A 16798-nucleotide genomic window follows, 5' to 3' on the forward strand; every position below is an offset into this window, starting at 1 on the left:
CTCGACGCCGATTGCGCACTAAACAGGCGCGACCAAAGTTTAAAGTGATCCGTGATGAGCAACTATTCCGATCTGGCTGCCGAAATCGAAGCCGAAATCCTGACCGCGCAAGACCTGGCGGCGCTCGACGCCGTCCGCGTCAGCGCCCTGGGCAAGACCGGGCGTATTTCCGGCCTGCTGAAAACGCTGGGCACCCTGCCGCCCGAAGAGCGCAAGGCCACCGGTGCCGCCATCAATGCCGTCCGTGACAGCGTTCAGGCGACGCTGGACGCCCGCAAGGACGTGCTGGAGGCAGAGCATCTGGCCAAACGCCTGCAATCCGAGCGCATCGACCTGTCGCTGCCGTCGGCCCCGCGCCCCAGGGGCGGTGTCCACCCGACCATGCAGGTCATGGACGAGATGGTCGCCATCTTCGCCGAGATGGGTTTCGAGGTAGCCGAAGGCCCGGATATCGAGGACGATTTCCACAACTTCACCGCCCTGAACTTCCCCGAGAAGCATCCGGCGCGCGAAATGCACGACACCTTCTTCTTTAACCCCGACGAACAGGGCGTGAGGAAGCTGCTGCGCACCCATACCTCGCCGGTGCAGATCCGCACCATGATCTCGGGCAAGCCACCGTTCCGCCTGATCGTGCCGGGCCGCGTCTTCCGCTGCGATAGCGATCAGACCCACACGCCGATGTTCCATCAGATCGAAGGCCTCGTCATCGACAAGGGCGCCCATATGGGTCACCTGAAATGGGTGCTGGAAACCTTTATCTCGCGCTTCTTCGAGACGAACGACGTCACGACGCAGTTCCGCCCGCACCACTTCCCCTTTACCGAGCCGTCCGCCGAACTGGACGTGCGCTGTTCGTGGGAAAAGGGCGAACTCAAGGTCGGCTCCGGCGACTCGTGGCTCGAAGTGCTGGGTTGCGGCATGGTCCACCCGAACGTGCTGAAATCGTGCGGCCTCGATCCCGACGAATATCAGGGCTTTGCCTGGGGCATGGGCGTCGATCGCCTCGCCATGCTGAAATACGGCGTGCCGGACCTCCGCGACATGTTCGCCGCCGATACGCGCTGGCTGTCGCACTACGGGTTTAGCGGATTCAATGCACCGAACCCGGCAAGCGGATTGAGCTAATGAACGAGCAGGAGCGATTGGAATATGAAACTACAGCCGAATGTTTTAGGCATAATCAAGGCCTAATTCATCAAGGCATTTCATCATATATCGCTCTTGCTGCCCCTCTCGCCGCCGTTTCACTAGCAAGTAATCTTGAACAATCGATCCGCTCTCTTGCCGCCTTTACTGGGTTTTTTACCTCAGTGCTTTGGGTGCTCATTTCCAGCAGGCTAATGATTTACAATCACCATCATTTCAAAAGATTGGTGCTTCTGGAGGGCCGAACACCGGGGTTCGCTGCTAAGGACGTCGAATTAAAAGAATTAGTCCCTTGGTTAAAAAAACTCCCCGGAACAACATATACCATACTAATCACCTACGCTTTTTGCGGTTCTCTCTTTCTAGGTTTTGCGACCTACATAATCTTCCGATAGAAAAATGAAATTCTCCCTGAGCTGGCTTAAAGATCACCTCGATACCGCCGCCGACATCCATGTAGTGGCCGCTGCCATGACCGCGGCAGGCCTTGAGGTCGAAGACGTCACCGATCCCTCGGCGAAGCTGAAACCCTTTACCGTCGCCAAGGTCGTCGAAGCCGCGCGCCACCCCAATGCCGACAAGCTTCAGGTGCTTCAGGTCGATACCGTCGACGGGCGCAAGGAAATCGTCTGCGGCGCGCCCAATGCCCGCGCCGGCCTGACCACCGTCTATGCCCCCATCGGCGCCTATGTGCCGGGCCTCGACGTGACCCTCGTCGAAAAGCCCGTGCGCGGCGTCGTGTCGAACGGCATGATGTGCTCCGCCGCCGAACTGGAACTCGATAGCGAGTCCGACGGCATCATGGAGCTTTCCGACGAACTTGCCGTCGGCACCCCGGTCACCGAGGTCTTCGGTGTGGAACCGGTCATCGACTTCGAAGTCACCCCCAACCGTCCCGACTGGCTGGGCGTCCACGGCATCGCCCGTGATCTGGCTGCCACGGGTCTGGGGGCATTCGCGGAAAAGGCCATCGCGCCGGTCGCGGGGGCTTTCCCCTGCCCGATCACCGTCAAGGTCGACGGCGACGCCTGCCCGCTGTTCTCCGGTCGCGTCATTCGCGGCGTGAAGAACGGTCTGTCGCCGAAGTGGTTGCAGGACAGGCTGACCTCGATCGGTCTGAAGCCGATTTCGGCGTTGGTCGATATCACCAACTACATGTCGTTCGACCGCGCCCGCCCTCTGCACGTCTATGACGTGGCGAAGCTGTCCGGTACCGTCATCGAAGCCCGCCTCGGCCACGACAACCCGGTCGCGGAGGGCGAACACGCCCACGCGCACGAGCAACTGATCGCGCTCGACGGCAAGACCTACAGCCTGACGCCCGACATGTGCGTCATCGCCGATGCCAATGGCGAGCGCCCCATCGGCCTCGGCGGCGTCATGGGCGGCGAATCCACCGGCGTCGATTTCGACACCGTGGATGTGTTCCTTGAAAGCGCATGGTTCGACCCGATCCGCACGGCGCAAACGGGCCGCACCACGACCATCACGTCGGACGCGCAGTACCGCTTCGCACGCGGCGTCGATCCGGACTTCGTCGTCCCCGGCCTTGAGCTGGCCACCCAACTGATCCTCGACCTGTGCGGCGGTGAAGCGTCCGAGATCGTGGTCGCCGGTGAGGCGCCGAAGGGCCGTCCGGACGTCAGCTTCGACCCGGCCTATGTGGGGCAACTGACCGGTCTCGTTGTTTCTGACGATGAGGTCGAGCGCATTCTGATCGCGCTCGGCTTCGGCGTCACGCGCGGTTCGCCGTGGACCGTTTCGGTGCCGTCCTTCCGCCGCGACGTGGACGGCAAGGCCGACCTCGTCGAAGAAGTCGCCCGCGTCTATGGCTTCAACCATATCCCCGCCACGCCACTGCCGGTGGTCGCCCCGAAAAACGGCGGCGTCCTGACCGCGCCGCAGGCCAAGGCCCGCGCCGCCCGCCGCGCGCTGGCCGCGTTCGGCTATTCCGAGGCCGTGACGTGGTCGTTCATGCGTCAGGACTGGGCCAAGCTGTTCGGCGGTGGCGATGACAAACTGCTGCTGGCCAATCCGATTGCCTCGGAACTGAACTGCATGCGCCCGTCGGCCTTGGCCAACCTGCTCGAAGCCGCCGGTCGTAATGCAGCCAAGGGCTTTGCCGGGTCGTGCCTGTTCGAAATCGGCCCGGTCTATCAGGGTCTTGAACCCAACGATCAGAAGACGGTTATCACGGCGCTCCGCGCGCCGGATAAGGCCCGTCACTGGTCCGCGACGGGCGAAGACGCCTTGTTCGGCCTGAAATCTGACCTGCTGCGCCTGCTCGAAGAAATCAATGTGCCTGTCGCCTCGCTGCAACTGGTGCAGGGCTCGAACGCATCACACTGGCACCCGGGCCGTTCGGCGCGCCTGCAACTGGGGCCGAAGCAGGTTCTGGCCGAGTTCGGCGAACTGCATCCGTCGGTGCTTAAGGCGATGGACCTTGATGGGGCTTATGTCGCGTTCGAGGTTCGCCTCGACCTGCTGCCGTCGCCCAAGGCGAAATCGGGCAAATCGAAGGGCGCACTGTCGCTATCCAACCTGATGCCGCTGACGCGCGACTTCGCTTTCCTCGTGGACGCCAACACCGTGTCGGGCGATCTGGTCAAGGCCGTCAAGGGCGCGGACAAGGCGCTGATCACCGACGCCAAGGTGTTCGACGTCTATCGCGGTCAGGGCGTGCCGGTAGGCCAGGTCTCGCTGGCAGTCGAGGTGACCCTGCAACCGACGGACAAGACCTTGACCGAGCCGGAAATCGATGCCGTCTCGCAGAAGATCGTTGCGGCGGCTCAGAAGGCCGGGGCGACGCTGCGCTCGTAACCTTTCCTCCCCCAGGCCTGCGGCTTGGGGGAGGAAAGAGGTTAACTTCGCTTAACCCTCTCTTTACGCACGCTTTTAAGCTTTGGCGCGCATTATCCACAGACCGGTCATCACAACCGGCTTTAGTGGAATGCGTACCATGATTGCTTTCAACACCGCCGCAATGGGCGCGATCAACGCCGCCCAGCGCTTCGACAAGGCTGCCGTCAAATCCGTGAGCGAGGCCAGCGCCGCCCGCGACGTGGTCAGCGCCTTTGTCGAGCAAAAGGACGCGCGTACCGCCTTCGAGGCCAGCCTTCAGGTTCTGAAAACCAGCGACGAGATGACCGGCCGCCTGCTGAATATAAAAGTATAAAAAAGCGATCCACCGTGCGCAGGGTAAACGATTGCATCCGCGTACAAATGAGTACCGTTGCCTGATGTGACGGGAACTCACTTTGGAAACACCCACGGAATCCCCCATGAAAACTCTGCTGATCGCTTCCGCGCTGCTGCTTGCCGTGCCTGTCGCCGCTCTCGCTCAGGACGCCCCCCCGCCCCCGCCGCCCGGGGGCGGCATGGGTCAGGGCGGTCCCGGCGGTCAGGGCCCCCGCATGACCCCCGAAGAACGCTTCGCCCAGATGGACGCCAACAAGGACGGCTTTATCGCCAAGGACGAATATAAGGGCCGCCGCCCCGAAATGTTCGACGAAATGGACGCCAACAAGGACGCTAAACTGACCAAGGACGAAATGGTCGCCTTCGCCAAGGCCCGCATGGGCCAAGGGGGCGGACAACGCGGCCAGGGCGGTCAACGGGGTCAGGGCGGCGAACAGCCGAAGACCAACTAAACACCTCCGGAAGGCGGGCGTTCCCACCCGCCTTCCCCCTGCCCCTTCTCCCCAAGGAATACGTCATGTCCCCTGCTTTTGTCAGGACCACCCTGATCGTCGCGGGCCTGCTGGTCGCGGCCGTCCCTGCCGTGGCGCAGAAACAAAACCCCGACCCGGTACAAACGACCGGCTACAAGGCCGATCGCAAGTCCGGCCCGCCCGAGGCCCTGCGCGAGCGCTTCGAACAGCGCTTTTTCGAGAAGCTCGACGCCAATCGCGATGGCGTGGTATCGCGCGAAGAGTTCCGCCGTCAGGCCGATGAACGCTTCGACCGGCTGGACGCCAACCGCGATGGCAAACTGTCGCGCGAGGAAATCCGCGCCGAGGTCGAGGGCCGCAAGGGTCCGGGCCCCAGAGCTCAGTAACCCGCCGCCCGGATGCTTGAGCGTACAGCCGACAACGAACTGGTCAGACGCATGGCCGCGGGAGATACCGCGGCCTTCCGCCACCTCGTTGACCTGCATATGCCCAAGGCGCATGCCGTCGCCTATCGCGTGCTGCTCAATCGCGAAGATGCCGAGGACGCGGTGCAGGCGGCCTTCACCAAGGTCTGGACCCATGCCAAACGGTTCGACCCGGCGAAGTCGGCCTTTTCGACCTGGCTCTATACCATCGTCACCCGGACCTGCCTCGACCGTCTGCGTCGGGCCAAACCCCTCAGTCAGCCGATCGACGACTGGTCCGAGCGCCTGAGCGACGACGCCCCCGACGCGCAGACAGGCCTGGAGACCCGGCAGCAGGCGCAAAAGGTGCGCGATGCCGTGGCGACCCTGCCGCCCAATCAGCGGATGGCCGTCGTCCTGTGTTATTTCGAAGGGTTCAGCAATGCCGAAGCGGCGCAGAGCCTCAAACTGAATGTAAAAGCGCTGGAATCTCTGCTGGTCAGGGCGCGCAAAAGTCTGAAAAACGTGTTAGGCTCCCCTCATGGATGACTTCTTAAAAACCCTGAAAGTATGGACCGCACCATCACCGTCCGCCGGTCTCAGCGACCGTATCGTGGCGCGCGCCATCGCTAAAACCGCGATCCGTCCGTCTATGCTCGCTGTCTGGCGCGAAGAACTGACTCTGTCCCTGACCGACTGGCGCTACGGCATGGCCTACAAGGCCGCGGCGCTGGCGGCCTGCGCCCTGATCGGCGTAGGCCTGACCCTGAACCTCGGGGAACCGGTGAACGAGGATACCAACCTCGAAGAAATCGCCTTTATCGTTGGGATATAGGCCGTCTCAGCCCATCTTCACGGTGCGGATCGAAAACTGCGACACCAGTTTCGACACGCCCGGCATGGACGACAGGACGTCGCGGTGGACGTCCTCATAGGACAGGCTTTCGCGCAGGACGATCTTGAGCAGATAATCCGCCTCGCCCGACATCAGATGGCATTCCTCGATGGCGGCGATCTGCACCACCGCCTTCTCGAACTTCTCGAAGGTCTCGCGCCGCTGATCCTGAAGCGTGACGTGGACGAAGACCATGCCCTGCTTGCCCTGCACGCTTTCGGCGATGACCGCGCGATAGCCGGCGATGACCCCGCGCTGCTCAAGCAGCTTCACGCGACGGTGCGCCGCCGACGGGCTCAGGCCGACCTTCTCCCCCAGTTCCGCCGCCGTGGCACGGGCGTCGTTGCGCAAAACCTTGATCAGTTCGCGGTCGAAGGAATCGAGATCGGAAAATTTATCGGAATTGACCATGGAATTGAGAATATATCCTGCAAACCACCGAGACAAGCCGCATAATTGCGAAAAAATCTTGTTTTAATTGATACAATTACCCTCCTTCCCTTCCGGGCAGGCCACCATTCACCGCGTGGGCTTCTCAGCTTGACTCGCTTTGAGTGCCGCGCTTAGCTGTCCCCAGCGGCAGGCGGGGCCGTACAGGGGGCGGATCATGCGGCATATCTGGGTAGCTTTAGGCGGATTGGCGCTGTTTTTGTGCGGGCCCGTCGGTGTGAGCCACGCGGCAGAGGTCAAACCCGCGACCAGGCCCGCCGCCATCGACTGGTCGAAAAAGTCATTCGACGAGATTCAGCAGGGCGCCTTTAACGGCGATGCCGAGGCCCAGTATCAGCTCGGCCTCCGTTATATGTATCAGGCCGAAATTCAGGACTATTTCACCGCCCTGCGCTGGTTCCAGAGCGCCGCCGATCAGGGCCACGGTCTGGCCACCTATTCCGCCGCCATCATGTACGCCCTGGGTCAGGGCACGCCGGTCGATTTCGCCCGCGCCATGGCCTTGTACAAGCTGGCCGCGGAACGCGGCATCGTGCGCGCCTATTCCGACATCGGCATTGCCTACCGCGAAGGCGAGGCGGTGGCAAAAGACCCGGCCGAAGCCGTCAAATGGTTCCGCAAGGGTGCCGAAGCCCGCGACCCGCAATCGGTCATGCTGCTGGGGCGTAGCTATATCGACGGGATGGGCGTTGAAAAGGACGTGGCCAGGGGCCTTGCCCTGATGGAAGAGGCAGCCGCGCTGGGGGATGTCCGCGCGCAACAATCGCTGGCCGCCTACTACTATCTGGGCACCCTCGTCACGACCGACTATGCAAAGGCTTTCCGATGGGCCGAAGCCGCTGCCAATGGCGGCAGCCTCTGGGGCCACTATTACGCCGGGATGATGCACGAACTGGGACGCGGCACGACCGTGGATTACATCGCGGCGCTTCAGCATTATTCCATTGCCGTCAAGCAAAAGCACGCCCAATCGCTGGTGCGCATGGCGGGGATGGCCTGCCGCGGTCAGGGCCTGAAACCGGACGTCCCCGGCTGCACGAAGATACTGTCAGGTCTGGCCGGTCAGGGGATGCCCGACGCCTTTTTCATGATGGGCGAACTGTACGAGACGGGCGGCGGTGTGGCAAAGGATCTGCCGCGTGCCTATGTGTGGAAACATTTCGGCATCATCCTGCGCGACGGCACGTCGAGCGAATGGCCGGACGAACTTAAATATCTTAGTGACGGCTTCACGCCAGAAGCGCGTGCGCGCCTACCCGGCCTGCGCATCGAGGTCGCCAAGGCCGTCGGTATTCGCATCGAAGGTGCCACAACCGGCAAGATATCGTGGAATGACCTGCGGCACCCTGCCGCACCCTCGGGCGCCTCTTTTTCCGTCGGCACGGACTGGAAATCTGAAAACGCGCCCCTACATACAGCTTACCAGCCGGGCTGACGTCCCCCCCCTGAACGGTCCGGCTGAAGACCAGACGCTTAAGGCCCTCCCCCTGGCCTTAGGCGTCTTTTTTTTGCTATGAGATCGGTATGACCTTCACCATTACCCGCATCGACACCGCCGAACGGCACCGGGTGACCGCCTTGGCCGAACGCATCTGGCCGGAGTGCTTTGCCGGGATCATTGACGCCGAGCGCATCCCGCATATGGTGGCCGAAATCTATGCGCCGGATACCCTGCGCGCCGATATCGAACAGCGTGGCCACGTCTACTGGCTGGCGCAGGTCGATGGCGAAGATGCCGGTTACGTGTCCGGCTTCATTGAGGGCGACCGCCTGTGGCTCAAGAAGCTCTATACGCTCGACAGCGTGCGCGGACGCGGTCTCGGCAAGGCCCTGATGCAAACCGTGCGCGACCATTTCAGCGGCGCGAAGACCCTGTCGCTCTATGTCTATTCGCTTAATGCCCCGGCCATCGCGTTTTACCAATCGCGCGGTTTCACCATCGAAGCCAAGGTTCCGGTACAGATGGGGCCTTACCGTTTCGAGGACTACATCATGAATCTGGACCTCACGAAAAGTGACAGGGCCTGAAATAAAAGATCGACTTTCGTGATTTCTGTGGCAAGTTATTAACAGGCCATGACCCGATGGCCCCTGAGGAAATGCCCCGGAAGACGCCAAAACGACGCTCCGGACCGACCATGCCGCCCCTTGCCCCACCCGGAGGTCCGCCATGTCCCATACCGCGAAAATCCGCCGCATCCGCGTCGACGAACTGCCGATCGTGCGTGAACTGGCCATGATCATCTGGCCGCGCCTGTACCGCAGCGTCGTATCGCCTGTACAGATGGACGCTATCCTCAGCGACCTCTTCGACCTCGATACGCTCGAAGAGGACATGGAAACGCGCGGCCACGTCTACTGGATCGCCGAAGTCCACGGCAAGCCGGTGGGATTCCTGTCGGCCAGCGCCGAAAGCCGTCACGTCAGCATCTACAAGGTCTATGTACTGGCCGACTATCGCGGCGCGGGGATCGGCAAGGCGATGATGCAGGCCGCGCTCGATCATTTCGACGACGCCCGCACCCTGTCGCTGATCGTCCCCAAGGACCACGACCACGGCATGGGCTTCTCGCTGAAATCAGGCTTCAGCTTCGACAAGGAGGTCCCCACCCGCGTCGGCGGTTATGACCTGACCAACTATGTGATGCAGAAGTCGCTGGTCGAGACAGTGGCCTAACCCATCAGTTCCGCCAGAGACGGCCCGCCGAGATACGCTTTCCATGCCCAGACCAGAACGGCATGGAACAGGACAGCGGGCCATAGCGATCCGGTGAGATATCGCATCAGCGCGCACCCCAGCCCGATCAGACCCGCACACAACAGAAAGGCGGGCTCAAGGAACAGGGTCGCGCCGGGCAGAAAGAGTTTCGCTTCGACCACGTGCCACAGGACGAACACCGCCAGACCGACGGCGATGATCAGGACCGGGCGTTGCGTCTCGCCGCGTTCCGGCACCAGCAGGCCGCGAAAGAACAGCTCTTCCGTAAAAGCCGGAACCACCAACACGCTCAGAAACAAAAGAGGCAGGTTACCACTTGCCGGTTCCCATTTCAGAATGCCTGACGCAAAACCGACACCGGCGACCGTCGTCGCTACGAGGCCGCCGATCAGGAGGCAAAAGCCCCACCCCCGAAGTCCGGGCCAGCGAAGCAAACACCGCCCCAGACTTCGAAATCGTTTGCGTGTCTCAGTAGCGACATTCATCCGGTACAATTCCCATTCTGTCGAATAAGTAATCCTCGCGACCTCTTTTGCACAGGCGGATTTTATCCTATGTATAGGGCCTGTGTGCGACCCTGAAGCGCCTGATGGCAGGCGACGGCGCACCCATTCGAGGGAGCTTCATTGCGATGAACCTTAAGCGTATTACCGGTCTGCTGGCCGTTGCCGGCGTGGCCCTGTCTCTGGTCGCCTGCGACGTCAACCGCATCCCGACCCAGGAAGAAGCCGCCAAGGCCTCGTGGTCCGAGGTCCAGAACCAGTATCAGCGCCGCAGCGATCTGGTCGGCAATCTGGTCGCCACGGTTCAGGGCGCCGCCATCGCCGAACGCGGCACGCTCACCGAAGTGGTCGAGGCCCGCGCCAAGGCGACCAGCGTCAATGTCGATGCCTCGACGATCAGCGATCCGGCCAAGTTCCAGCAGTTCCAGCAGGCGCAGGACGGCATGTCCTCGGCGCTGGGCCGCCTGATGGTCGTGGTCGAAAAGTACCCGGAACTGAAAAGCCAGCAGGGCTTCATCACCCTGCAATCACAGCTGGAAGGTACGGAAAACCGCATCGCCATCGCCCGCAAGGACTATAATGCCTCGGCGCAGACCTATAACACCACTCTGCGCTCGTTCCCGCAGAACATCCTGGCCGGCACGATCCATTCGGGTTCCAAGCCGATGGAGTATTTCAAGGCCGCACCGGGCTCGGATCAGGCGCCCAAGGTCGACTTTTCGGGCGTCGCACCCCAGAGCGACACCGCCGCGTCTCAATAACATCAACTGAAAAGACCGCCCATGTCCCTGCCTCTTCCCATCCTGAAGATCAGGTCCTTATGGGCGGTCTTTATCTTTGCGACGCTGTGTCTGTTCGCCTCGGCGGTTCAGGCCGCACCACAGTTTCCGGCTCTGACCGGGCGCGTCGTCGATCAGGCCAACCTGCTGACGCCCGAGGTCGAGGCCGACCTGACGGCCAAGCTCAAAGGGCTTGAGGACGCCACCACCGATCAGGTCGTCGTCGTGACGCTCAACAGCCTCGACGGTTACGAGATCGCCGACTACGGCTATCAGTTGCTCCGCCACTGGGGCATTGGTCAAAAAAGTGCGCAGGCTTCTGCTACGGCAGGGTCCGAAGCCCTAGGGCAGTTCAAGAACAATGGCGTCATCCTCATCGTCGCCCCGAACGAGCGCAAGGTGCGTATCGAGGTCGGCTACGGTCTGGAACCGGTCATAACCGACGCCTACAGTTCACTGATTATCAATAATGGTATCATCCCGTCGTTTCGGACCGGTGACTATCAGACCGGTATCGTCAACGGTACGGACCTGATCATCGCGCAACTGGCCCAGGATCGCGGCGTCGCCATACAAAAGGCTCAGGCGGCCGCCGAGCCCGTTCAACACGGCAGGCAGCAACGCATCCCGCTGTGGATCATCGTGGTCGTCGTGCTGTTCCTGCTGATTTTCGGACGCGGCTGGCTGCCGTTCTTCATCCTCGACGCCCTACTGCGAGGCGGCGGGGGTTGGAGTGGTGGCGGCGGTGGCGGCTTCGGCGGGGGTGGTTTCAGCGGCGGCGGGGGTTCCGGCGGCGGCGGCGGCGCATCGGGGAGTTGGTAAGCACATGGCCTTGAACATCGACCACGCGCGCATCAATGCCGCCATTGCCCGCGCCGAGACACATACCTCCGGCGAGATCACCTGCGTCATCAAGAAACGCGCTCTCGACTATCCCGAAACCCCGCTGATGTGGGCGGCGGCGGTCGCCTTTATCCTGCCGCTGGTCCTGCTGGGTCTGGGGGTGTGGCCGCACGACTGGCTGGGGCCGGCCTTAAGCGCCGTCGCCGGCTGGAACGCACCGAATGTCACCGGCGAATTGATGGCCGCCGAAGCCATCATCTTCTACGCCCTGATGCAACTTATTCTGTTCGCGGCGGTCTATCTGCTGGTGTCGCTGCCCAAGGTCAAACTGTGGCTGACGCCGCGGTTCATCACCCGTCGCCGCGCTCACAAAAAGGCGATGGAGCAGTTTCTGGCGCGCGGTCTGCACCTGACTGCCGGGCGCACCGGCGTCATGATCTTCTGCGCGCTGGAAGAACACTTCGTCGATGTCATCGCCGATGAAGGCATCTATTCGCGCGTCGACAAGAGCGTGTGGAACGAGACGGTCACCACCCTGATTGCGCATATCAAAAAGGACGATCTGACGACCGGTTTCGAAGAGGCTGTGGCCAAATGCGGCGCAGCCTTAAGCGCGCACTTTCCGCCGGATGCGATCAATCTCAACGAACTGCCCGATGTGCTGATCGAGATTTAACTCTCCTCCCTAGGAAGTGAGGAGGAGGGCGTCTAACGCCAGCGCGTCTTAAGCAATGACAAGGCAATCAGTAAAAAAAACATTCCGATGATACCGCCCCTGAGATATCCGTCCCACGGGGCCAGCAGGTGTTTGAACAGGTTGTTTTGATTCAACAGAATGAAAATACCAATCTGAACCAGAAGGACGAGATAACCCTGCCATTTCACAGGCACCCAATACCCCAGCGGCCCAAATTTAAAGACAAACCACGGATCGCCGAATACCGACGCCTCGCGCGCTTGCCATAGGGGTGTGCGTCCGTTCATCCCGCCCTCCGCTGATGTTCGCAACGTCTAAGAGTATGAGCCTCTGTCCTACGCGACACAAGCCCCTCTTCTACCTCCCCGGTGTGCCGGGGAGGTAGAAGAAATCCATAGCCATCTCCGTCATTCCCGTGTAAACGCGCCGATCCTTTTTTGTGTGCAACGCGGTAAAGTCATGTCTCCCCGTCCCTATTGCGGTATCGATTTCGGCACCTCCAACTCCGCCGTCTGCGTCGGGCGCGGCGACGACCTGCATCTGGTGCCGATCGAAGGCGCCTCTGTGACCCTGCCGTCGGCGTTGTTCTTCAATACCGAGACCGAGCGCCTGACCTTTGGCCGTGAAGCCATCGCCGAATATCTCGACGGCTACGAAGGCCGCCTGATGCGGGCGTTGAAGTCAGTGCTGGGCAGCCGCCTGATCGGCGAAACCACGCAGATCGGCTCGAAACGCAAAGACTTCCGCGAGATCATCGGCAACTATATCGCCCACCTCAAACGCGCCGCCGAAGCCCATATCGGCGAGTCGCTCGAAGACGTGGTGCTGGGCCGCCCGGTCCACTTTGTCGACGACGATATCGAGGCTGACAACCGCGCCGAGGCCGAACTGCGCGGCATCGCCGAAGCGCAGGGCTTCAAAAACATCAGCTTCGAATACGAGCCTCTGGCCGCCGCCCGCGATTACGCCAGCACGCTCACCAGCGAAGAAACCGTGCTGGTCGTCGATATCGGCGGCGGTACGTCGGACTTCTCCGTCCTGCGCCTGAGCCCCACCACATCCGAAATTCTGGCCAATGCCGGGGTCCATATCGGCGGCACCGACTTCGACCGTAGCTTAAGCCTCAATACGGCGATGGTCGATATGGGCTATCAGTCGAAGCTGAAAAGCGGGCTCGACATGCCGCTGCTCAACTACCATCAGCTTTCGACCTGGCACCTGATCAACTTCCTCTATACGCAGAAGGCGATGCTGGGCATCCGCGAACTGCACTATCTGGCCGAGCGCCGCGACCTGACCCAGCGCCTGATCACGGTGGTCGAGGAACGCAAGGGCCACAGCGTCGCCAACCGCATCGAAGCCGCCAAGATCGCCCTGTCCGAACACGACCTGACCTCGGTCGACTATACCGACATCGAAAAGGGCTGGGTGTCGGAAATCCACCGCGACACCCTGATGCGCTCAACCGGCAACGACGTGGAGAAGATCGTCACCACGGCAGGCGAAACCGTGGCGCAGGCGGGACTTAAGGGCGCCGACATCCATACCCTGTTCATGACCGGCGGCTCGACGGCCATGCCGGGGTTCGAAGCCGCCATGCGCGCGGCCTTCCCAGAAGCGCAGGTCAATTACGGCGACCGTTTCTCGTCAGTGGCCTCGGGTCTGGGGCTGGCGGCGAAGGCGCGGTTTGCGGCTTGAGGATTAGTCCCGGCGTGTCTTAAACAGGCCTATAATAAACAGCACGGCAAACACGGCAACACTACCCATGCGCACATATGGCCCGAGTGGATCGCCGCGTTCAGAAAGTATCTCGCCATATTCCAGCCCGCCAACAAGGCAAATGAGCTCCGCCATCAGCAAAATCAGGCCCTGCCAACGCACCGGATAGATATAGGGCAACGGGGCGAATTTGATCAGAAACCACGCGCCGGGTATTTTCGGGATCCGGCGTTTTTGATCCCATATGGGCTTGGGGGCGATCTCAGTCATAACGCAACCATCCGTTCAGGTTGCAACCCTGTCAAGCTGAACGCTTTACAGGACAGGCGGGTTGCGGCATGTGGATCACAAACCAAATAAAGCCTTGCCTTCCCTCCCGCGTCGCTGTATTAGCGCGCTAACACATTAAAACAGACCCCCATGACCGACACATCGCCCGAGAGATACGCCGCCGACGAGGCCGAACTGGTGAAAGCCCTGCTGACGCTGGAAACGGCCGAAGAGATGCGCGCCTTTCTCGACGACCTGTGCACCCCGTCGGAACTGAGGGCCTTTGCCGAACGGTTCAAGGTGGCGCGGCTGCTGGACGAAAACCAGTTGTCCTACCGTGACATCTCCGAAAAGACCGGGGCCTCGACCACCACGGTGACCCGCGTGGCGCGTTTCCTGCGCGACATGCCGCATAAGGGTTACCGACTGGTGATCGACCGCCTCAAAAGCCAATAAGAAAGTAAGACCATGACTTCCCGTCTCCGCATTGCCGTTCAGAAATCGGGCCGACTGGCCGACCGCTCGCTGGAACTGATCTCCGGCGCGGGCCTGCGCGTCATGAAGGGCGCCAACGAACTGCTCTATCGCATCGAGAACCAGCCGATCGACCTGCTGCGCGTGCGCGACGACGACATCCCGACCTTCGTCGCCGATGGCGTGGCCGAACTGGGCATCGTCGGTTACAACGTGCTGGCCGAACACTTCCCTGAAGACGACCTCGAAGAGCGCATCGTCATGCGCCTCGGTTTCGGCAAGTGCACGCTGAAAATCGCCGTGCCGGACACCGCCACTTATGAAGGCCCGCAAAGCCTCGAAGGCAAGCGCATCGCCACGTCTTATCCGAACATCCTCGGCAAGTGGCTGAAAGACAAGGGCGTCACCGCGACCATCGTCGAGATGCGTGGTGCGGTCGAGGTCGCGCCCCGCATGAAGATTGCCCACGCCATCTGCGATCTGGTCTCGACGGGTGCGACGCTGGAAGCCAATGGCATGAAGGCCGTCGATCTGGTGCTGGCCTCCGAAGCCGTGCTAATCAAGGCGCCGCATGCGCCGCCCGCCGATCTGGAACACGTCTATGACATGCTGCTGCGCCGTTTCGACGGGGTGACGGCCTCGACGGGGGCCAAGTACGTCATGCTCAACGCCCCGCGCGAGCATCTGGACGAGATCATCGAGCTGATCCCCGGCGCCGATTCCCCGACCATCATGCCGCTGGCACACCGCGAAGACACGGTCGCCGTCCATGCGGTGTGTCAGGAAAACGTGTTCTGGGACACGCTGGACAAGCTCAAGGCGGCAGGCGCTTCGGCGATCCTGGTCCTGCCGATCGAAAAGATGATGAAGTAGGTGTCGCGGACACCCTTGAAATTGGTCCGCGCGGCTGCGGACAGGTGCGTATCATGAAGACCTTTATCTGGAACGATCTCAGCGCGGCGGAACGCAAGACCGCGCTCGCGCGCCCCGAAAACCGGCGCGACGAGAGCGTGCTCGACACTGTGCGCACGATCTTCGACGACGTGGAATCGCGCGGCTTCACCGCCGTCAGCGACTGGGCCGTGCGTCTGGACGGTCACGCCCCGGTGCGCGTCGAGTTGAACCCGTCGCTGGTCGATGAGGCCCGTGCGCTCCTCACCGCCGACGATCTCGAAGCCATGGAACTGGCCGTCGAACACGTCCGCGCCTTCCACGCCGCCGAACTGCCCACCACAGGCCCCGTCATCGCGCCCGCCGAAGGCCTGAGCCTGCAACGCGTTTTCCGCCCGATCTCGACCGCCGGTCTCTACGTCCCCGGCGGCACTGCGCCGCTGTTTTCGACCCTGATCATGACCGCCGTTCCGGCCCTCGTCGCCGGTGTGCCTAACCGAGTCTGCGTCACCCCGCCTGCCAAGGACGGCTCGCTGCACCCGATGATGATTGCCGCCGGGGCCGCGGCCGGGCTCGACGCTATCTGGCGCGTCGGTGGGGCGCATGCCATTGCGGCCATGGCCTTGGGCGCCCTACCCGACGTTCCGGCGGCCGACAAGCTGTTCGGGCCGGGTAACAAGTACGTCGCCGAAGCCAAGCGCTACGCCACCGAGCGCCTGTCGGGCATTGCCATCGACATGCCCGCCGGGCCGTCCGAACTGATGGTCATCGCCGATGCGACCGCCAATGCGAAACTGATCGCCGCCGACCTGCTCAGTCAGGCCGAACACGACGCCGACGCGCAGGTCGTGCTGGTGACGCTCGACCGCGACCTGATCGAGGCCGTGGGCGCCGAACTGGAGGCGCAACTGTCGACCCTGCCGCGCGCGGCGATCGCCCGTGCCTCGCTGGAACAGGCGCGTTTGTTCGTTGTCGACAGCCTTGAGGCTGCCGCCGAAGTCGCCAATCTCTACGGTCCGGAGCACCTCGCCTTGCAGGTCGAAGACCTCGACGCCCTGATCCCGCAACTGACCGCCGCCGGCACCGTGTTTGCGGGCACCTATGCGGCGGAAACCTTCGGCGATTACGCCGCCGGCCCCAGCCACGTCCTGCCGACCGACGGCGCAGCGCGGGCCTGGGACGGCATCACTGTGCGGTCGTACCTGACCAGCTTCGTCGTTCAGCGCGCCACCCGTCAGGGCGCGGCCACCATTGCGCCCGCCGCCGCCCGTCTGGCTCGCCTCGAAGGTCTCGAAGCGCATGCGCTGGCGGCAGACTTCCGTTTAGAGGTGTAA

General features: G+C 62.1%; 22 protein-coding genes. 18 read left to right on the plus strand and 4 right to left on the minus strand.

The genetic code is table 11. From position 1 onward, the window contains the following. The first annotated feature begins 54 nt into the window (after positions 1 to 54). The 8 genes from pheS (at position 55) to PQU92_RS04195 (ending at position 6059) form a co-directional block, all read left to right on the plus strand. Positions 55 to 1128, plus strand: coding sequence for a phenylalanine--tRNA ligase subunit alpha (gene pheS, locus PQU92_RS04160; protein WP_272746942.1), 1074 nt, complete (start codon positions 55 to 57; stop codon positions 1126 to 1128). Beyond that, positions 1128 to 1544: a hypothetical protein gene (locus PQU92_RS04165; protein ID WP_272746943.1), complete on the plus strand. Its 417-nt coding sequence runs from the start codon at positions 1128 to 1130 to the stop codon at positions 1542 to 1544. Before pheS ends, PQU92_RS04165 begins: the two co-directional genes overlap by 1 nt. Positions 1545 to 1548: 4 nt before the next feature. Beyond that, a complete protein-coding gene (gene pheT, locus PQU92_RS04170) occupies positions 1549 to 3969 on the plus strand; it encodes a phenylalanine--tRNA ligase subunit beta (RefSeq protein ID WP_272746944.1) in 2421 nt (806 codons plus the stop codon). A 139-nt stretch (positions 3970 to 4108) separates the two neighbouring features. After that, positions 4109 to 4324 carry a flagellar basal body rod C-terminal domain-containing protein gene (locus tag PQU92_RS04175; protein WP_272746945.1) on the plus strand — a complete coding sequence of 72 codons (216 nt, stop codon included), beginning with the start codon at positions 4109 to 4111 and terminating at the stop codon, positions 4322 to 4324. A 106-nt stretch (positions 4325 to 4430) separates the two neighbouring features. Beyond that, entirely contained in the window at positions 4431 to 4799 is a 369-nt protein-coding gene (locus PQU92_RS04180; protein ID WP_272746946.1) for an EF-hand domain-containing protein, read from the plus strand. A 65-nt stretch (positions 4800 to 4864) separates the two neighbouring features. Next, positions 4865 to 5206, plus strand: coding sequence for an EF-hand domain-containing protein (locus tag PQU92_RS04185; protein ID WP_272746947.1), 342 nt, complete (start codon positions 4865 to 4867; stop codon positions 5204 to 5206). A 12-nt stretch (positions 5207 to 5218) separates the two neighbouring features. Next, on the plus strand, positions 5219 to 5773 hold the full coding sequence (locus tag PQU92_RS04190) for a sigma-70 family RNA polymerase sigma factor (RefSeq protein WP_272746948.1): 555 nt from the start codon (positions 5219 to 5221) through the stop codon (positions 5771 to 5773). Continuing rightward, positions 5766 to 6059, plus strand: coding sequence for a hypothetical protein (locus tag PQU92_RS04195; RefSeq protein WP_272746949.1), 294 nt, complete (start codon positions 5766 to 5768; stop codon positions 6057 to 6059). The genes PQU92_RS04190 and PQU92_RS04195 overlap by 8 nt, the downstream gene beginning before the upstream one ends. Positions 6060 to 6065: 6 nt before the next feature. On the opposite strand, the gene PQU92_RS04200 is transcribed toward PQU92_RS04195, so the two are convergent. Further along, entirely contained in the window at positions 6066 to 6530 is a 465-nt protein-coding gene (locus PQU92_RS04200) for an Lrp/AsnC family transcriptional regulator (protein ID WP_272746950.1), read from the minus strand. A gap of 196 nt (positions 6531 to 6726) precedes the next feature. Between PQU92_RS04200 and PQU92_RS04205 the strand changes: the two genes are divergently transcribed. The 3 genes from PQU92_RS04205 to PQU92_RS04215 all read left to right on the plus strand — a co-directional run bounded on the left by PQU92_RS04205 (position 6727) and on the right by PQU92_RS04215 (position 9246). Continuing rightward, positions 6727 to 8004 (plus strand): tetratricopeptide repeat protein, encoded by a 1278-nt coding sequence (locus PQU92_RS04205; protein ID WP_272746951.1) that lies wholly within the window; start codon positions 6727 to 6729, stop codon positions 8002 to 8004. A gap of 89 nt (positions 8005 to 8093) precedes the next feature. Further along, positions 8094 to 8597 (plus strand): GNAT family N-acetyltransferase, encoded by a 504-nt coding sequence (locus PQU92_RS04210; protein ID WP_272746952.1) that lies wholly within the window; start codon positions 8094 to 8096, stop codon positions 8595 to 8597. 142 nt (positions 8598 to 8739) lie between these two features. Next, on the plus strand, positions 8740 to 9246 hold the full coding sequence (locus tag PQU92_RS04215) for a GNAT family N-acetyltransferase (RefSeq protein ID WP_272746953.1): 507 nt from the start codon (positions 8740 to 8742) through the stop codon (positions 9244 to 9246). On the opposite strand, the gene PQU92_RS04220 is transcribed toward PQU92_RS04215, so the two are convergent. After that, on the minus strand, positions 9243 to 9722 hold the full coding sequence (locus PQU92_RS04220) for a CPBP family glutamic-type intramembrane protease (protein ID WP_272746954.1): 480 nt from the start codon (positions 9720 to 9722) through the stop codon (positions 9243 to 9245). The genes PQU92_RS04215 and PQU92_RS04220 overlap by 4 nt on opposite strands. Before the next feature lie 197 nt (positions 9723 to 9919). On the opposite strand from PQU92_RS04220, the gene PQU92_RS04225 reads away from it, so the two are divergent. The 3 genes from PQU92_RS04225 to PQU92_RS04235 are packed head-to-tail and all read left to right on the plus strand — an operon-like array spanning position 9920 to position 12089. Continuing rightward, positions 9920 to 10552, plus strand: a complete 633-nt coding sequence (locus PQU92_RS04225) for a LemA family protein (protein WP_272746955.1) — start codon at positions 9920 to 9922, stop codon at positions 10550 to 10552. A gap of 21 nt (positions 10553 to 10573) precedes the next feature. Next, positions 10574 to 11392 carry a TPM domain-containing protein gene (locus PQU92_RS04230; protein WP_272746956.1) on the plus strand — a complete coding sequence of 273 codons (819 nt, stop codon included), beginning with the start codon at positions 10574 to 10576 and terminating at the stop codon, positions 11390 to 11392. A 4-nt stretch (positions 11393 to 11396) separates the two neighbouring features. Next, entirely contained in the window at positions 11397 to 12089 is a 693-nt protein-coding gene (locus PQU92_RS04235; RefSeq protein WP_272746957.1) for a TPM domain-containing protein, read from the plus strand. Positions 12090 to 12121: 32 nt separating this feature from the next. Here the strand turns inward: PQU92_RS04235 and PQU92_RS04240 are convergent, their stop codons facing one another. After that, on the minus strand, positions 12122 to 12397 hold the full coding sequence (locus tag PQU92_RS04240; protein ID WP_272746958.1) for a hypothetical protein: 276 nt from the start codon (positions 12395 to 12397) through the stop codon (positions 12122 to 12124). Between the two features lie 172 nt (positions 12398 to 12569). On the opposite strand from PQU92_RS04240, the gene PQU92_RS04245 reads away from it, so the two are divergent. Then, on the plus strand, positions 12570 to 13808 hold the full coding sequence (locus PQU92_RS04245) for an Hsp70 family protein (RefSeq protein ID WP_272746959.1): 1239 nt from the start codon (positions 12570 to 12572) through the stop codon (positions 13806 to 13808). Positions 13809 to 13811: 3 nt separating this feature from the next. Here the strand turns inward: PQU92_RS04245 and PQU92_RS04250 are convergent, their stop codons facing one another. Beyond that, on the minus strand, positions 13812 to 14099 hold the full coding sequence (locus PQU92_RS04250) for a hypothetical protein (protein ID WP_272746960.1): 288 nt from the start codon (positions 14097 to 14099) through the stop codon (positions 13812 to 13814). 150 nt (positions 14100 to 14249) lie between these two features. Between PQU92_RS04250 and PQU92_RS04255 the strand changes: the two genes are divergently transcribed. Genes PQU92_RS04255 through hisD form a run of 3 tightly spaced genes read left to right on the plus strand, consistent with a single transcriptional unit; the run spans position 14250 to position 16798 of the window. Next, the gene (locus tag PQU92_RS04255) at positions 14250 to 14555 is read left to right on the plus strand and encodes a YerC/YecD family TrpR-related protein (RefSeq protein WP_272746961.1); all 306 of its coding nucleotides are present in this window, start codon (positions 14250 to 14252) and stop codon (positions 14553 to 14555) included. Between the two features lie 12 nt (positions 14556 to 14567). Continuing rightward, complete coding sequence (gene hisG / locus PQU92_RS04260) at positions 14568 to 15446, plus strand: ATP phosphoribosyltransferase (protein ID WP_272746962.1); 879 nt, start codon at positions 14568 to 14570, stop codon at positions 15444 to 15446. Between the two features lie 53 nt (positions 15447 to 15499). Next, the gene (gene hisD, locus PQU92_RS04265) at positions 15500 to 16798 is read left to right on the plus strand and encodes a histidinol dehydrogenase (protein WP_272746963.1); all 1299 of its coding nucleotides are present in this window, start codon (positions 15500 to 15502) and stop codon (positions 16796 to 16798) included.

It is taken from the genome of Asticcacaulis aquaticus (assembly GCF_028550415.1).
Taxonomy (GTDB): Bacteria; Pseudomonadota; Alphaproteobacteria; order Caulobacterales; family Caulobacteraceae; genus Asticcacaulis; species Asticcacaulis aquaticus.

What these genes read in the sequence shown, in the direction of transcription:
- PQU92_RS04255 (WP_272746961.1), top strand. Translation starts at nt 14,250, where the DNA reads ATGACCGACACATCGCCCGAGAGATACGCCGCCGACGAGGCCGAACTG.
- hisD (WP_272746963.1), top strand. Translation starts at nt 15,500, where the DNA reads ATGAAGACCTTTATCTGGAACGATCTCAGCGCGGCGGAACGCAAGACC.
- PQU92_RS04250 (WP_272746960.1), bottom strand. Translation starts at nt 14,099, where the DNA reads ATGACTGAGATCGCCCCCAAGCCCATATGGGATCAAAAACGCCGGATC.
- PQU92_RS04185 (WP_272746947.1), top strand. Translation starts at nt 4,865, where the DNA reads ATGTCCCCTGCTTTTGTCAGGACCACCCTGATCGTCGCGGGCCTGCTG.
- PQU92_RS04230 (WP_272746956.1), top strand. Translation starts at nt 10,574, where the DNA reads ATGTCCCTGCCTCTTCCCATCCTGAAGATCAGGTCCTTATGGGCGGTC.
- pheT (WP_272746944.1), top strand. Translation starts at nt 1,549, where the DNA reads ATGAAATTCTCCCTGAGCTGGCTTAAAGATCACCTCGATACCGCCGCC.
- PQU92_RS04175 (WP_272746945.1), top strand. Translation starts at nt 4,109, where the DNA reads ATGATTGCTTTCAACACCGCCGCAATGGGCGCGATCAACGCCGCCCAG.
- hisG (WP_272746962.1), top strand. Translation starts at nt 14,568, where the DNA reads ATGACTTCCCGTCTCCGCATTGCCGTTCAGAAATCGGGCCGACTGGCC.
- PQU92_RS04225 (WP_272746955.1), top strand. Translation starts at nt 9,920, where the DNA reads ATGAACCTTAAGCGTATTACCGGTCTGCTGGCCGTTGCCGGCGTGGCC.
- PQU92_RS04205 (WP_272746951.1), top strand. Translation starts at nt 6,727, where the DNA reads ATGCGGCATATCTGGGTAGCTTTAGGCGGATTGGCGCTGTTTTTGTGC.
- PQU92_RS04235 (WP_272746957.1), top strand. Translation starts at nt 11,397, where the DNA reads ATGGCCTTGAACATCGACCACGCGCGCATCAATGCCGCCATTGCCCGC.
- PQU92_RS04215 (WP_272746953.1), top strand. Translation starts at nt 8,740, where the DNA reads ATGTCCCATACCGCGAAAATCCGCCGCATCCGCGTCGACGAACTGCCG.
- PQU92_RS04240 (WP_272746958.1), bottom strand. Translation starts at nt 12,397, where the DNA reads ATGAACGGACGCACACCCCTATGGCAAGCGCGCGAGGCGTCGGTATTC.
- PQU92_RS04180 (WP_272746946.1), top strand. Translation starts at nt 4,431, where the DNA reads ATGAAAACTCTGCTGATCGCTTCCGCGCTGCTGCTTGCCGTGCCTGTC.
- PQU92_RS04245 (WP_272746959.1), top strand. Translation starts at nt 12,570, where the DNA reads ATGTCTCCCCGTCCCTATTGCGGTATCGATTTCGGCACCTCCAACTCC.
- pheS (WP_272746942.1), top strand. Translation starts at nt 55, where the DNA reads ATGAGCAACTATTCCGATCTGGCTGCCGAAATCGAAGCCGAAATCCTG.
- PQU92_RS04210 (WP_272746952.1), top strand. Translation starts at nt 8,094, where the DNA reads ATGACCTTCACCATTACCCGCATCGACACCGCCGAACGGCACCGGGTG.
- PQU92_RS04195 (WP_272746949.1), top strand. Translation starts at nt 5,766, where the DNA reads ATGGATGACTTCTTAAAAACCCTGAAAGTATGGACCGCACCATCACCG.
- PQU92_RS04165 (WP_272746943.1), top strand. Translation starts at nt 1,128, where the DNA reads ATGAACGAGCAGGAGCGATTGGAATATGAAACTACAGCCGAATGTTTT.
- PQU92_RS04190 (WP_272746948.1), top strand. Translation starts at nt 5,219, where the DNA reads ATGCTTGAGCGTACAGCCGACAACGAACTGGTCAGACGCATGGCCGCG.
- PQU92_RS04200 (WP_272746950.1), bottom strand. Translation starts at nt 6,530, where the DNA reads ATGGTCAATTCCGATAAATTTTCCGATCTCGATTCCTTCGACCGCGAA.